Source organism: Bradyrhizobium sp. AZCC 2262 (assembly GCF_036924535.1).
Taxonomy (GTDB): domain Bacteria; phylum Pseudomonadota; class Alphaproteobacteria; order Rhizobiales; family Xanthobacteraceae; genus Bradyrhizobium.
Window position 1 is genome coordinate 4,049,220 of record NZ_JAZHRT010000001.1, and the last position, 14,870, is coordinate 4,064,089.

Below are 14,870 nucleotides of genomic sequence, written 5' to 3' on the forward strand. Positions count from 1 at the left end.
CGTGGATGCAGCAATCGATGCAAATTTTAGCGAAGCAATTAGCGCTTCGAGAACTGGAACGACTTGCGCGCCTTCGCCCGGCCGTACTTCTTGCGCTCCACGGTGCGGGAGTCGCGGGTCAGGAAGCCGCCCTTCTTCAGAACGCCGCGCAGATCCGGCTCGAAGTTGGTCAAAGCCTTGGAGATGCCGTGACGCACGGCACCCGCCTGGCCCGACAGACCGCCGCCGGCAACCGTGCAGATAACGTCGTACTGGCCGGCGCGCGCGGCGGCGACCAGCGGCTGCTGGATCAGCATGCGCAGAACGGGGCGGGCGAAATAGACTTCGACTTCGCGGGTGTTGACCACAATCTTGCCAGCGCCCGGCTTGATCCAGACGCGGGCGACCGCATCCTTGCGCTTGCCGGTGGCATAGGCGCGGCCATATTTGTCGACCTTCTTGACGTATTTCGGCGCTTCCGGAGCGGCCGTCTTCAGCGACGCCAACTGGTCGAGAGACTGCATGGTATCCGACATCTTATGCGGCCCTCATGTTCTTGCGGTTCATCGAAGCGATATCAACCTTCTCGGGCTGCTGGGCTTCATGCGGATGTTCGGCGCCGGGGTAGACGCGCAGATTGCCCATCTGAACGCGGCCGAGCGGACCGCGCGGGATCATGCGCTCGATGGCCTTCTCGACCACGCGCTCGGGGAAACGACCCTCGAGGATCGACTTCGCGGTGCGCTCCTTGATGCCGCCGATGAAGCCGGTGTGCTTGTAGTAGACCTTGTTGTCGCGCTTGCGACCGGTCAGCACGACATGGGCTGCATTGATGATGACGACGTTGTCGCCGCAATCGACATGGGGCGTGTAGGTCGGGAGGTGCTTGCCGCGCAGGCGCATGGCGACCAAAGTGGCGAGCCGGCCGACCACCAGACCCTTGGCGTCGATCAAGACCCACTTCTTCGTCACCTCGGCGGGCTTTGCCGAATAGGTTTTCATGTGAGGAAATCCGTGAAAATGGAAATCGGCGCCAGATGCGCCGAACTGGCGGGTTTCTAGAGAATGGGTTGTTGTCAGTCAACGCCAATGTTTGGAAATTACGCCAACTAAAACAATCACTTACAAATATGGTGCAATATTACCGTCTAAAACTCTATGTATTTGGAATGGAATAGGTCGCCGTCACATGGGCGATCGGATCGGGCGACGAGCCCGACAGCAGGTTGACCTCGCCGACCGCCAGCCGCTTGCCGAGCTTCAACAGCTTCGCAGCAGCCAACACGTCCTGTCCCGGCCCGCCCTTGCGCAGGAAATTGATGTTGAGATTGGTCGTTACCGCTAGTCCCACCGGCCCGATCGCCGAGAGCAGCACCACATACATCGCGAAATCGGCCATCGCCATCAGCGTCGGCCCCGACACCGTGCCGCCCGGACGCAGCATGCGCTCGTCATAGCGCCGCCGCAGCAGGCAGGTCTGGCCGTCGGCGCTCTCGATGGTGATGTCGCCGTCGCTGAAGGCTTGTGGAAATTCCTCGCGAAGGAACTTCTCCAGCTCAGCCACGCTCATTTTCGCTGCCGCCATGCCGCCCCTGCCCTCGATTAAGGGTGCCTGTTACATTAGGTTGTCATCAAAACCCAACTGAAAATCTCGGAGTGGAAACCTCGGAAATGCCCGCCCAGACTGCTCGCGCACCCGCACCGCAACCTCCGGTCCTGCTGCAGGAAAATGTCGGCAGCATCCGCCTGCTCACCCTCAACCGGCCGGCGGCGCGCAACAGCCTGTCGGAGGGCCTGATCGCCGAGCTGCACGGCGCGCTGAAGCAAATCCATGACGACAACAGCGTCCGCGCCGTCGTCATCGCGGCCAATGGGCCGGCCTTCTCCGCAGGCCACGACATGAAGGAACTGACCGCACGCCGCACCGATGCCGATCGCGGCCGCGCCTATTTCGGGCAGATCATGAACGCCTGCAGCGCGATGATGCTGGCGGTCGTGCATCTGCCGAAACCGGTGGTCGCCGCCGTGCAGGGCATTGCCACCGCCGCCGGCTGCCAGCTCGTGGCGAGCTGCGATCTTGCCGTCGCCTCCGAGGCCGCAGGCTTCGCCACCCCGGGCGTCGATATCGGCCTGTTCTGTTCGACGCCCATGGTGGCGCTGTCGCGCAACATCCCGCGCAAACAGGCGATGGAGATGCTGCTTACGGGCGAGCCGATCTCGGCAGCAACGGCAAAGAATATCGGCCTCGTCAACCGCGTCGTCGCCGCCGGCACCGAGCGCGATGCGGCGATCGCGCTGGCGCAGAAGGTCGCGCTCAAATCCGCCTACACCGTCAAGCTCGGCAAGGAGGCGTTCTATCGCCAGGCCGAAATGAGCCTCGCTGACGCCTATCGCTATACGGCCGAGGTGATGACCGAAAACATGATGGCGCGCGACGCCGAGGAAGGCATCGGTGCCTTCATCGAGAAGCGCGAGCCGAAGTGGCAGGATAAATAGTTGCTCCTCATCCTGAGGAGCCGCGCAAGCGGCGTCTCGAAGGATGCAGGCCCGCCCGTGGCCTCATGGTTCGAGACGCGCGTTCCGCGCTCCTCACCATGAGGGTTTGAGGAAAGCAAATGAACCACGACAATTACGACGACAATTACATCCGCAGCATCCTCAACGGCGTGAAGTCTATCGCGATGGTCGGTGCCTCGCCGGTCAATGTGCGGCCGAGCTATTTTGCGTTCAAATATCTCGCGCAGCGCGGTTACGACATGATCCCGGTCAATCCCGGCCATGTCGGCAAGAGCCTGCTCGGAAAACCCTTCGTCGCCTCGCTGTCGGATATCGGCCGTCCCGTCGACATGATCGACATCTTCCGCAATTCCAGCCACATCATGCCGGTCGTCGACGAAGCCCTGACATTGTCGCCGCCGCCGAAGGTGATCTGGATGCAGCTCGGCGCGCGCGACGACGCGGCCGCCGAGAAGGCCGAAGCCGCCGGCCTCAAGGTCGTGATGAACCGCTGCCCGAAGATCGAGTATGGACGGCTGTCATCGGAAATTTCATGGATGGGCGTCAATTCGCGCACGCTGAGCTCCAAGCGCGCGCCGGTCCCGACTCAGGGCATGCGGCTGTCGCTGAACCGGACGAGCGTCGGCGGTGGCGCGACCGCCGCATCGGATCGCGCGGCAAAGAACAAAAACGAATTGACGTAACCTGAATGCGAAATAATTGTTTCGACAAGGTGGCGTGAAGAAGTACGCCCGTTTCTAATCCAGTTTGTGATCCACCCAACTTGACGGCGCACGCGGCTGCGATCAGCATCGCCGCGCATTTTGAAACAAGCCAAAAGAACAGGACGCATAGAATGACCGACCGTCTCCCGGGATTTTCGACCCTTGCCGTGCATGCCGGTGCGCAGCCCGATCCCACCACCGGCGCACGGGTGACGCCGATCTATCAAACCACGTCCTTTGTGTTCAACGATGCCGACCATGCCGCCTCGCTGTTCGGGCTGCAGGCATTCGGCAACATCTATACCCGCATCGGTAATCCGACCACCGCTGTGCTGGAAGAGCGCATTGCGGCGCTGGAAGGCGGCACCGCGGCGCTGGCAGTCGCCTCGGGACACGCGGCGCAGGTCGTCGCGCTCCAGCAGCTGTTGATGCCCGGCGACGAATTCATCGCCGCGCGAAAGCTCTATGGTGGCTCGATCAACCAGTTCACGCATGCGTTCAAGAGTTTTGGCTGGAACGTGGCGTGGGCCGATCCCGATGATATCGGCAGTTTCGAGCGCGCGGTGACGCCGCGCACCAAGGCGATCTTCATCGAATCGATCGCCAACCCCGCCGGCAGCATCACCGACATCGAGGTAATCGCGGAAGTGGCCCGCAAGGCCGGCGTGCCGCTGATCGTCGACAACACGCTGGCGACGCCGTACCTGATCCGCCCGATCGATCACGGCGCCGACATCGTCGTGCACTCGCTGACGAAATTTCTCGGCGGCCACGGCAATTCGCTCGGCGGCATCATCGTCGACGGCGGCACCTTCGACTGGTCGAAGGACAACAAATACCCGATGCTCAACGAGCCGCGGCCGGAATATCACGGCATCAGGATCCAGGAGACCTTTGGCAATTTCGCCTTCGCGATCGCCTGCCGCGTGCTGGGCCTGCGCGACCTCGGGCCGGCGATCTCACCGTTCAACGCCTTCATGATCCTGACCGGCATCGAGACGCTGCCGCTGCGCATGCAGAAGCATTGCGAAAATGCCAAGGCGATCGCGGAATTCCTTGCCGGCCATTCCGCGGTGGCGTCGGTGAACTATGCCGGTCTCGCCAGCGACAAGTACAACAAGCTCGCGCGCAAATACGCGCCGAAGGGCGCCGGTGCGGTGTTCACCTTCAGCCTGAGGGGCGGCTACGACGCCGGTGTCAATCTGGTGTCGAACCTGAAACTGTTCTCGCATCTGGCCAATGTCGGCGACACCCGTTCGCTGGTGATCCACCCGGCCTCGACCACGCACAGCCAGCTCGACGACGCCGCCAAGGTAAAATCCGGCGCCGCGCCCGACGTCGTACGCCTCTCGATCGGCATCGAGGACAAGGAAGACCTGATCGCGGATCTGGAGCAGGCACTGAGCGCGTGATGGCTGCGCGCGCCAACGAATACCGTCATACCCGGGAAGCGCGTCTTCGCGCTAGACGTCCCGGGCATCCACGTCCTTGGGAACGCTGAAGGAAGTCGTGGATGGCCGGGTCAAGCCCGGCCGTGACGGCGAACGCGCAAAATTCACAAGCCTCTCGTTAACGCTCATTCCGGCATAAAGTGGCGCTGAGCTGCCCTTGATGATTCGGAGCAAACGATGCTGCGCTGGACGACGCCCTTCCTGGTCGCAATTTTCGCGATCGGAACCGCTGCCGCCGAGGGCCCCGACGCGAACAAGACCGCTGACGGCCCCGCAGCAGCCAAGCCTGCCGACAGCCCGGCCGCCGCCCAGTCCGCGGACAGGCCGCCCGCCGTCAAGTCGGCCACCAGCCCCGTCGCCGCGAAACGCGCCGCAACCAGGCGCGCCACGGTCCGAGCCGCCAGCCAGTTGCCGCCGGGCCTGCCCCGCGCCCACTATAAATACCGGACCACGGTTGCCCCCGCCGCCCCTCTCTACGTGCGCCGTGGCCGCGCGCTGGTGGTCGAGGAACGGGTTGACCTGCAATTTTCGCCGGTTAACCCGGCTCCCTACGCGCCACGCCTCTTCGGCACGCCGCTGCTTCCGGGCTCCTCGACGCTGCCCGGCTATTACGGTACGAGCCATTCCTACAGCTATGACGGGCCCTATTACGGCGGCCCCTATACGCCTTACTGGGACCGCCTGCCCTACGCCTGCGGCGTGTTCGGATATTGCTAGGAACGGATCATCGACGTGGCAGGGGCACCGCGAAGGACCAGCGACAAGACCTCCGCCAACGCGACCACGGCGGACCTTGTTGCCGTCCTCGTTGCCGTGACCGACGGCGAGCCCAAGATCATGACCATCGCAAACGACGGCGCGCTGCCGAGCGGCCCGTTCGAATTTGCGCACCGTTCGCTGCAGACGGGATTGCGGGCATGGGTCGAGGCGCAGACCGGCCATCCGCTCGGCTATGTCGAGCAGCTCTACACTTTCGCCGACCGCGGACGCGGCGGAGATGCCAAATCACCGCACTCGATCTCGATCAGCTATCTGGGCCTGACCCGCGAAGACAAGGTCGGCCAGGGTTTTGAGGCGCATTGGTCCGGCTGGTACGATTATTTCCCCTGGGAGGATCAACGGTCCGGTCTTCCCGCGACGCTCGCGAAGACATTGGCGTCGCGGCTGCGGGCGTGGTCGAAATCCGCAGATACCGCCAGCCTGCAGCGCGAACGCTGGCAGCGCGCCGCCATCACATTTGGCCTCGACGAGCGCGAATGGAACGAGGAACTGGTGCTGCAGCGCTACGAATTGCTCTACGAGGCCGGGCTAATTCCGGAAGCCATGCGCGACGGGGCAAGCGCCGCCGCGGTCATTCCCGGCCGGCCGATGAGTGGAGATCACCGCCGCATTCTCGCGACCGGGATCGCGCGGCTGCGCGCCAAGATCAAATATCGCCCCGTGGTGTTCGAACTGATGCCGGCGGAATTCACCCTGCTGCAATTGCAACGCAGTGTTGAGGCGCTTGCAGGCCGGCTGGTGCACAAGCAGAATTTTCGCCGCCTGATTGAGCAGCAGCAACTCGTTGAGGAAACTGGCGCAATCGCCGCCGATACCGTCGGCCGCCCCGCCAAATTATTCCGGTTCCGCCATGGCGTGCTGGCGGAACGGGCGATTGCCGGAACCAAGCTCCCGCTTTCCCGCACTTGACATCGGTTATGCTCAGGATAAGTATAAGCCAAGATATACTCAAGGAGAGTATAAATGGCCAACCTCAGCTCCACCGCGCTCGCCCGTTCCGCAAAGCTTTACGACCGAGTCAAACGGGTCATCCCGCCGCCCGAATGGGCCGCCTTCGCCGAGGACGTCGACGCCATCCTCGAACTCAAGCGAAGCCGCAACGCCGTCGTCCTCGCGCACAACTACCAGACGCCTGAGATCTTCCACGGCGTCGCCGACATCGTGGGCGACAGCCTGCTGCTGGCGCGCGAAGCCACCAAGGTCGATGCCGACATCATCGTGCTGGCCGGCGTGCACTTCATGGCCGAGACGGCCAAGCTGTTGAATCCGGAAAAGACCGTGCTGATCCCGGATCTTGCGGCAGGCTGTTCGCTTGCCGACTCCATCACGGCGCAGGACGTGCGGCTGATGCGGCAGCGCTATCCCGGCGTCCCGGTCGTCACCTACGTCAACACCTCGTCGGCGGTGAAGGCGGAGTCCGACATCTGCTGCACCTCGGGCAATGCGCTCAAGGTCGTGGAGTCGCTCGGCGTCGAGCGCGTGATCATGCTGCCCGATGAATATCTCGCGCAGAACATCGCCGCGCAGACGAATGTGAGGATCATCGCATGGAAGGGCCATTGCGAGGTGCACGAGCTGTTCACGGCATCCGACGTCCGGCAACTGCGCGAAAATCACCCCGACGTGACCATCCTGGCGCATCCGGAATGCCCGCCCGAAGTGGTCGCGGAAGCCGATTTCTCCGGCTCGACGGCGGCGATGTCGGACTTCGTCGGCCAAAAACGCCCGCCCCGGGTCGTGCTGCTGACGGAATGCTCGATGAGCGACAACGTCGCCGTGCTCCACCCCGACGTCGAGTTTATCCGCCCCTGCAATCTGTGCCCGCACATGAAACGGATCACGCTGAAGAACATCCGCCACGCGCTGGAAACCGGCCAGCACGAGGTGACGATCGATCCTGCCATCGCTGCGTCTGCCCGGCGTGCCGTCGAAAGGATGCTGGCGCTATGAGCACGGAGATTTCAGCGCTCAACAACCGTCCCGTCATCATCGGCGGCGGTGCCGCCGGATTGATGACGGCGCTTCAATTGGCGCCCGAGCCGGTGGTGCTGCTGTCGAAGGCGCCGCTCGGCGCGGAGGCGTCGAGCCTGTGGGCACAAGGCGGGCTTGCCGCGGCGATGGGCGGCGACGATGACCCTGCCCTGCATCTGGCTGACACGCTGGCCGCAGGCGCGGGCCTGTGCGACGAAGCCGTCGCTCGCCGGATCGTTCACGCGGCGCCTGCGGCCGTCGAGCATCTCGCAAGGCTTGGCGTCGCCTTCGACCGGCGGCCCGATGGCGGCTGGCGGCTTGGGCTGGAGGCCGCGCATGGCCGCAACCGGATCGTGCACGCCACCGGCGACGGTACCGGGCGCGAGATCATGCGCGCGCTGATCGCAGCGGTGCGCCGCTGCCCGTCGATTACGCTGCTGGAGGGCGTCGAGGCGCGAAGCCTGATTGTCGAGGACAATGCCGTCAAGGGTGTGCTCGCCGCGAACGAGCGCGGTCCGCTCATAATCGATACCGGCCGCGTCGTGATCGCGACCGGCGGAATCGGCGGCCTGTTTTTGGACAGCACCAATCCTGGGGGTTGCTTCGGCCAGGGGCTGGCGCTGGCGGCACGCGCGGGCGCAAAACTCTCCGATCTCGAATTCGTCCAGTTTCACCCGACCGCCTTCGACGGGCCGTCGCGCCCGATGCCGCTGGTAACCGAGGCCGTGCGCGGCGATGGCGCGATCCTGATCGACGACACCGGGCAGCGCTTCATGGCGGACCAACCCGGTGCCGAACTCGCGCCTCGCGACATCGTCGCGCGCGCAGTCTGGCGTCGCCGCGCGGAGGGACATCGCGTCTTCCTCGATGCGCGGAAACATCCGGGCGCGGAATTTGCAAAACGCTATCCCGTCATTTCCGCCTTCTGCAAAATGGCCGGGATCGATCCCGCGACCGATCCGATTCCGGTCCGGCCGGCGGTGCACTACCACATGGGCGGGATAGCGGTGGACATCGACGGCCGCAGCACCGTGAACGGCCTCTGGGCCTGCGGCGAAGTCAGCCGCACCGGGCTGCATGGCGCCAACCGGCTCGCCAGCAATTCGCTGATGGAAGCGATCGTCTGTGCGCAATGGGTCGCGCAGAGCGTCCAGGGCGCGAGCCGCGGTCCGCTGAAAGCGCGCACTGCCAATGCGCCGCCGCCCGCATCCGATCCTTCGGCCGTGCGGCCGATGTTGTCGCAAGGCCTCGGCGTGCTGCGGGACCGCCACGGCATCGAACGCGCGATCCGCGGCCTCTATCCGCTCGCCAGCGGCGACAGTGCGGCAGCCGATCCCGCGCTAGTGGGACTGATGATCGCGGTCGCCGCCTGGGGGCGTGAGGAAAGCCGCGGCGGGCATTTCCGCAGCGATTTTCTGGACGCCCTGCCCTCGGCGGTGCCGTCTACCATCTCGCTGACGGAGACGCTCGACACCGCGCGCGACGTCTTTGAAACCGGATCTCTGTCCGTCGGGAGTGCCCAGCCGTGACGCTTACGCCGCTTCTGCCCCTCATGTACGAGCCGCTGGTGCGAACCGCCCTGCTCGAAGACTTAGGCCGCGCCGGCGACATCACGGCCGATGCGATCGTGCCGGCGGACCGGCAAACCTCGCTGGCGCTGCGCGCGCGCCAGCCCGGCGTGGTGGCCGGGCTCGACATCGCGCGCTGTGCCTTTCAGCTCGTCAATCCTGCCATCCGGCTCACCGCCGAGCGATCTGATAGCAGCGTCGTCACGCCGGGAGATGTGATCGCGACCATCGAAGGGCCGGCGCGCGGGCTGTTGACCGGCGAACGGACCGCACTCAACTTTCTCTGCCATCTCAGCGGCGTCGCCACCGCGACGGCCTCGCTGGTGTCGGCCGCGCAAGGCACCAAGGCGCGCATCGTCTGCACCCGCAAGACCACGCCCGGATTGCGCGCGCTGGAAAAATACGCGGTCCGCGCCGGCGGCGGCAGCAATCACCGCTTTGGCCTCGATGACGCCGTTCTGATCAAGGACAACCACATCGCGCTGGCCGGCGATGTCAGAACTGCGATCGAGCGCGCAAAAGCGCACGCCGGCCATCTCGTCAACATCGAGATCGAGGTCGACACGCTGGCCCAGCTTGAACAGGTTCTCGCGATCGGCGTGGATGCCGTGCTGCTCGACAACATGACGCTTGAGCAACTGCGGCAGGCGGTGGCGATGACCGGCGGCCGGGCGATCACGGAAGCTTCCGGCCGCATCACCGCCGAGACCGCCAGGGCAATCGCCGCCACCGGCGTCGACCTGATTTCGGCCGGCTGGCTGACGCACAGCTCCGCCGCGCTCGATATCGGGCTGGATTATCTGGAATTCAGCTCCGCCAAAAGTTGATGGAGGCTGCTGCTCCGGTCCTGGCCTTCACCCTCTTTCGTTTCCGATCGAAGGCGAAAACCGCTGCACGATCCAGTCGATGAACACCCGCACGCGCGGTGAGAGCTGACGGCTGCGCGGATACAGCACCGCGACTGGGCCGGCCGGCACTGGATGCTCCGGCAATATGCGCTGCAAGCGGCCTTCAGCGATGTCGCGCTCCACATGGAATACCGGCATTTGCGCGAGCCCGAGGCCGAGGCGCACGCCATCCAGAAAGCTTTCGGTGCCCGTCACCGAGAATGGCGCCGACACGTCCATGCGCATGAGGCCCTGTGGCCGGAGGAACTCGAAGGGCGCGAGCGCACCTGACGTAAGGGAGCGCAGCCCAACGGCGCGATGGCCTGCGAGATCATCCGGCGTTTGCGGGCAGCCATAGCGTTCGAGATAGGCAGGCGCGGCGCATGTGATGCGTTCGAGCGCGGTGACCGTGCGCGCGACGAGATCACTGTCCGGGAGTGCGCCGTAGCGCAGCACGCAATCCACGCCTTCGCGAACTACGTCCACCCAGCGGTCGCTTTCGCTCATGGCGATTTCGATATCGGGATAATTTGCGAAGAACTGCGGCAGGCCCGGCATGAGGAAGTGCCGCGCAATCGTTCCCTGCACCTCGACGCGGAGCGTCCCCTTCGGAACGGCGCCGCTGAACGCGCCATCCGCATCCTCGATGTCGTCGAGAATGGCGAGACAGCGCCGGTAATAGGCCTCGCCATCGAGGGTGGGCATCACGGTGCGCGTCGTGCGCTGGAGCAGCCGTACCCCGAGCCGGTCCTCCATCTGCTGGATCACCTGGGTCGCGGTGGAGCGCGGAATATCCAGGTCGTGCGCCGCCTGGGTAAAGCTGCGGCGGTCCACCACCCGCGTGAACAGTCGCATGGCGTTAAATCGGTCCATGGGTCCAATTGTTCTGAATTCACGAACAGTATTGCTGTTTTTACCCAGATTATCTGGCGAAGTCCACGGCGTACTTCCTTCCCATCAGCTCGATACCGGGCGCTCGAAAATGAAGGAGATCAAAATGAACACCACCACCAACAAAGTCGCACTCGTCACCGGCGCTTCACGCGGCATCGGCGCAGCCATCGCCGAGCGGCTCGCCGCCGATGGTTTTACCGTCGTGATCAATTACGCGGGCAGCGCGGGCGATGCCGAAGCGTTGGCGGGCAAGATCGAGAAAGCCGGCGGCCGGGCCATCACCGCGCAAGCCGACGTCAGCGACCCGGCTGCGGTCGCTCGCATGTTCGACGCGGCGGATGCGGCGTTCGGCGGGGTCGATGTGCTGGTGAACAATGCTGGCATCATGCATCTGGCCTCGATTGCCGAGAGCGACGACAGGCTGTTCGACAGCCATGTCGCGATCAACCTGAAGGGCACCTTCAACACCCTGCGCGAGGCATCGAAGCGGCTGCGCAACGGCGGTCGCATCATCAACATGTCGTCGAGCCAGGTGGCTCTGCTTCACCCGACCTACGGCGTCTATGCCGCGACCAAGGCTGCCGTCGAGGCGATGACGCATGTGATGTCGAAGGAGCTGCGCGGGCGGAACATCACAGTCAACGCCGTCGCCCCCGGACCGACCGCAACGAAACTGTTTCTCGACGGCAAGCCGCAGCAGGTGATCGATCACCTCACCAAGCTGGCGCCGCTGGAGCGGCTCGGCCAGCCGGAAGACGTCGCCAACACGGTCGCGTTCCTCGCCGGGCCTGACGGCGGCTGGATCAACGGTCAGGTGCTGCGCGCCAACGGCGGCATCATCTGATCACCACTCTCAACACTCTCGTCAACCTTGTCTCATCGCAACGTCCGCCCTGAGCGCGGACGCCAAAGAAAGGAATTGTATCATGTCCAACGCAAATGCCGCCAACGCTGTCGCTTCCAAAAAGGCTGTCGTCCTCGTCACCGGCGCGTCCAGCGGCTTCGGCCGCCTGGCCGCCGAGGCGCTCGCGAAGGCGGGCCATACCGTTTACGCCTCGATGCGCGACGTCGCCGGGCGCAACGCGAAGAATGCCGCCGAGATGGCCGCGACCTCCGCACGTGACGGCGTCGATCTGCGCGCCATCGAACTCGACGTGCAGTCGGAACCGTCAGCCAATGCCGCCGCCGAGAAGGTCATCGCGGAAACCGGCCGCATCGACGTGGTGGTCCATAACGCCGGACACATGATGTTTGGCCCGGCCGAGTCGTTCACGCCCGAGCAGTTCGCCCAGCAATATGATGTCAACGTTCTCGGCACGCAGCGCGTCAACCGCGCGGTGCTCCCGCACATGCGCAAGCAGAAGCAGGGCCTGCTGGTGTGGGTATCGAGCAGCAGCTCCGCCGGCGGCACGCCGCCCTACCTCTCGCCCTACTTCGCCGCGAAGGCGGCGATGGATGCGCTCGCCGTTCAATATGCCCGTGAACTGTCGCGCTGGGGCATCGAAACCTCGATCGTGGTGCCGGGCGCCTTCACCAAAGGCACCAACCACTTTGCACATTCCGGCCGTCCGGCCGACGAGGCTCGCCTCGCCGAATATGAAGCGGGTCCCTACAGAGGTTTCGGCGAGGAAGTGCAAAAGGCGTTCGCGGCCATCGTGCCTGATGATGCCGATGTTGCGGGCGTGGCCGAGGCCATCGTCGATATCGTGAACATGCCGTTCGGCAAGCGGCCGTTCCGCGTTCACTACGATCCTACGCAGGATGGCGCGGATGTCGGCTTCACCGTGCTCGACCGCCTGCGCGCCGAAATGCTGCACCGTGTCGGCCTGGCCGACCTGCTCACCCCCGCAAAGCTCATCTGAGGACATGGCCTTGGATCACGGGTGCGAAACCCGTCACCCATCGCTCAACATCGCAAGGAAGCCGCCTTCGGGCGGCTTCTTCCTGGAGGGTAATGCCTCCGGATTACTCGGCCGCGCGCATGGCCTTGTCCTCGCGCATCAGGCGGTTGTTGCGCTGGACCACCGAATAGGTCGCCAGCGCAAACAGGATCACGAGGCCCTGGATCGACAGTGCTTCCATGGATGGATTGAGGCCGATCGCGCTCAGGAACGCCGAGCCCTTGACCTCGGTGACCGTGATGATCGCCTGCTCCTGGAATTCCTGCACGGCCTCGCCGATAAACTTGATCGCCATCACGAACAGGAACGCCGAGGTGATGACGAACAGCGGCCGCAGCGGCAGCTTCCGCGCAATCAGGTTGATGAAATAGAACAGCACGGCAAGGCCGGCGGTCGCAGCCGCCAGGCCGGCGAACAGGCCGGCGCTCCAGCCGCCTTCGGTGGTCGCGAGCGCGTTGATGAACAGCACGGTTTCGGCGCCCTCGCGGAACACCGCGAGAAAGGCCAGCGCACCGACCGCCCACACCGTGTCCTGCGACAGCGCGGAATCGGCCTTGTGCGCGAGATATTCCTGCCAGCCGCGTGGATTCTGTTTCACCATCAGCCAGCCGCTGACATAGAGCATCAGGGCGGCGGCGACGAGAATGATGATGCCTTCGAGGATATCGCTGTGCTCGCCCGAGTTCAGCACTGCAAACAACCAGGCCGCAATCATGCTGGCGCCGACGGCCGCGAGCGCGCCGCCATACAGCGCCTGAATACGATGGGCTGCACCGGCTTTGGTCAGATAGCCGGCCAATGCGGCGATCACGAGCATGGCTTCGAGCCCCTCGCGGAGCAGGATGACGGCGGCCTGGATGAATGCTGAGGACATGAGACGAACCTATTTTTGTTTCGTTTTATCGTCCAAACCATCCAAGTAAAGCGGGGCGGCCCCACACAAACGCGTCAAGGACGTCGTGCGACAAGAACCCCCTGCAAATCGGGCACTTCCCGGCATACTGACAGATTAGAATTGTTCAATTTCAGCCGGGTTGCCCGAGCGGCAGAACCAGTTTCTGCCGATCGTCCTCGACGCGGCGTGCAACCAGGCGCTCGGTCTGCAAAACCGCAAGCGTCAGCACCACGATGGCTGTGGCCTGATGCGCCAGCGCGAGATCGATCGGCACCTGATGCAGCAGCGTGAGGATGCCGAGCGCCGCCTGCAGCGTGATCGCTGCCACCAGCGACCACGCCCCGCCGATAACGGCAACGCCGGCTCGCGACCGCATGGCGTCGATGGCGTGAAGCACCGCCAGCGCCAGCAGCGCGTAAGCGGTCATGCGATGCTCGAACTGCACAGTGAGCGTGTTGTCAAACAAATTGCGCCACCACGGGTCCTCGAACCATAGCCGCGCCGCCGAGGGGATGAACGCGCCATCGATCTCGGGCCAGGTGTTGTACACCCGGCCCGCCCGGAGGCCCGCGACCAGCGCGCCAAAATAAAGCTGGACGAAAGTCAGGGCGAGCAAAGCCACCCCGGAGGCCTTCAGCAGCGCGGGGATAGCTAGCTGCGGACGCGCGGTCATCCGCCGCAGCGTCCAGATGATCGACGCAAAGATGATCAGGGCCAGCATCAGATGCGTCGCCAGCCGATACTGCGACACCTCGGTCCGTTGCGTGAGGCCCGAGGCGACCATCCACCAGCCAACCGCGCCCTGCAGCGCGCCGAGGGCGAAGATCATCCACAGCCGCCGTTTCAGCTCAGCGCCCAGCGCGCTGCGCCACAGGAAGTACAGGAACGGCAAAAGATAGACCGCGCCGATGACGCGCCCGAGCAGGCGGTGGCTCCATTCCCACCAGAAGATGGTCTTGAACTCCGCAAGGCTCATGCCGGCGTTGAGTTCGCGGTATTGCGGGATGGCCTTGTAGCCCTCGAATGCCTGCACCCACTGCGCCTCGTTGAGCGGCGGCAGCGTGCCGGTAACCGGCTTCCACTCCACGATCGACAGTCCGGATTCGGTGAGCCGCGTGGCGCCGCCGACCAGCACCATGACCGCGATCAGCGCGGCGACCGCAATCAGCCACCATCTGACGGCGCCGAGATGCCGGGCCTGCTGTGCGGAACTATCGGTCATAAAACCTGTCTTGAAAGCCGTTCTGGCTCGGCCCGAAGGCGCGCTTGATTGAATTGGCGCGCCCCTTATAGTCCGCCCCTTCCCGCGCGCAACCCGCCACG

At 64.4% G+C, this 14,870-nt stretch carries 16 protein-coding genes; 10 read left to right on the forward strand and 6 right to left on the reverse strand.

Features of this window, described 5'->3' with window-relative positions; genetic code table 11:
• Window positions 1–38 precede the first annotated feature (38 nt).
• The 3 genes from rpsI to V1283_RS19330 form a co-directional block, all read right to left on the reverse strand.
• Window positions 39–515 (reverse strand): 30S ribosomal protein S9, encoded by a 477-nt coding sequence (gene rpsI, locus V1283_RS19320; RefSeq protein ID WP_108513524.1) that lies wholly within the window; start codon window positions 513–515, stop codon window positions 39–41.
• A 1-nt stretch (window position 516) separates the two neighbouring features.
• Window positions 517–981 (reverse strand): 50S ribosomal protein L13, encoded by a 465-nt coding sequence (gene rplM, locus V1283_RS19325; RefSeq protein WP_057858836.1) that lies wholly within the window; start codon window positions 979–981, stop codon window positions 517–519.
• Window positions 982–1,135: 154 nt separating this feature from the next.
• Window positions 1,136–1,564, reverse strand: coding sequence for a PaaI family thioesterase (locus V1283_RS19330; protein ID WP_334388031.1), 429 nt, complete (start codon window positions 1,562–1,564; stop codon window positions 1,136–1,138).
• 86 nt (window positions 1,565–1,650) lie between these two features.
• Here V1283_RS19330 and V1283_RS19335 point away from each other — a divergent pair, with 86 nt between their 5' ends.
• From V1283_RS19335 to nadC, 8 genes are all read left to right on the forward strand, one after another.
• Window positions 1,651–2,475, forward strand: a complete 825-nt coding sequence (locus V1283_RS19335; protein ID WP_334388032.1) for an enoyl-CoA hydratase — start codon at window positions 1,651–1,653, stop codon at window positions 2,473–2,475.
• Window positions 2,476–2,594: 119 nt separating this feature from the next.
• On the forward strand, window positions 2,595–3,179 hold the full coding sequence (locus V1283_RS19340) for a CoA-binding protein (protein ID WP_334388033.1): 585 nt from the start codon (window positions 2,595–2,597) through the stop codon (window positions 3,177–3,179).
• A 152-nt stretch (window positions 3,180–3,331) separates the two neighbouring features.
• Complete coding sequence (locus V1283_RS19345; RefSeq protein WP_334388034.1) at window positions 3,332–4,612, forward strand: O-acetylhomoserine aminocarboxypropyltransferase; 1,281 nt, start codon at window positions 3,332–3,334, stop codon at window positions 4,610–4,612.
• A gap of 216 nt (window positions 4,613–4,828) precedes the next feature.
• Window positions 4,829–5,368 carry a hypothetical protein gene (locus V1283_RS19350; protein WP_334393412.1) on the forward strand — a complete coding sequence of 180 codons (540 nt, stop codon included), beginning with the start codon at window positions 4,829–4,831 and terminating at the stop codon, window positions 5,366–5,368.
• Between the two features lie 15 nt (window positions 5,369–5,383).
• On the forward strand, window positions 5,384–6,340 hold the full coding sequence (locus V1283_RS19355) for an NUDIX hydrolase (protein ID WP_334388035.1): 957 nt from the start codon (window positions 5,384–5,386) through the stop codon (window positions 6,338–6,340).
• Between the two features lie 54 nt (window positions 6,341–6,394).
• Complete coding sequence (nadA, locus tag V1283_RS19360) at window positions 6,395–7,381, forward strand: quinolinate synthase NadA (protein ID WP_334388036.1); 987 nt, start codon at window positions 6,395–6,397, stop codon at window positions 7,379–7,381.
• The gene (locus tag V1283_RS19365) at window positions 7,378–8,931 is read left to right on the forward strand and encodes an L-aspartate oxidase (protein WP_334388037.1); all 1,554 of its coding nucleotides are present in this window, start codon (window positions 7,378–7,380) and stop codon (window positions 8,929–8,931) included. The genes nadA and V1283_RS19365 overlap by 4 nt, the downstream gene beginning before the upstream one ends.
• Window positions 8,928–9,797: a carboxylating nicotinate-nucleotide diphosphorylase gene (nadC, locus tag V1283_RS19370; RefSeq protein ID WP_334388038.1), complete on the forward strand. Its 870-nt coding sequence runs from the start codon at window positions 8,928–8,930 to the stop codon at window positions 9,795–9,797. Before V1283_RS19365 ends, nadC begins: the two co-directional genes overlap by 4 nt.
• Before the next feature lie 27 nt (window positions 9,798–9,824).
• Here nadC and V1283_RS19375 read toward each other — a convergent pair whose 3' ends face one another.
• Entirely contained in the window at window positions 9,825–10,730 is a 906-nt protein-coding gene (locus V1283_RS19375) for a LysR family transcriptional regulator (RefSeq protein ID WP_334388039.1), read from the reverse strand.
• A 124-nt stretch (window positions 10,731–10,854) separates the two neighbouring features.
• Here V1283_RS19375 and V1283_RS19380 point away from each other — a divergent pair, with 124 nt between their 5' ends.
• A complete protein-coding gene (locus tag V1283_RS19380; protein ID WP_334388040.1) occupies window positions 10,855–11,595 on the forward strand; it encodes an SDR family oxidoreductase in 741 nt (246 codons plus the stop codon).
• 82 nt (window positions 11,596–11,677) lie between these two features.
• Window positions 11,678–12,613, forward strand: coding sequence for an SDR family oxidoreductase (locus tag V1283_RS19385; protein ID WP_334388041.1), 936 nt, complete (start codon window positions 11,678–11,680; stop codon window positions 12,611–12,613).
• Window positions 12,614–12,716: 103 nt separating this feature from the next.
• Here V1283_RS19385 and V1283_RS19390 read toward each other — a convergent pair whose 3' ends face one another.
• Both V1283_RS19390 and V1283_RS19395 read right to left on the reverse strand, forming a co-directional pair.
• The gene (locus tag V1283_RS19390) at window positions 12,717–13,526 is read right to left on the reverse strand and encodes an FTR1 family iron permease (protein WP_334388042.1); all 810 of its coding nucleotides are present in this window, start codon (window positions 13,524–13,526) and stop codon (window positions 12,717–12,719) included.
• 151 nt (window positions 13,527–13,677) lie between these two features.
• Complete coding sequence (locus V1283_RS19395; RefSeq protein ID WP_334388043.1) at window positions 13,678–14,769, reverse strand: COX15/CtaA family protein; 1,092 nt, start codon at window positions 14,767–14,769, stop codon at window positions 13,678–13,680.
• Window positions 14,770–14,870 lie beyond the last annotated feature (101 nt).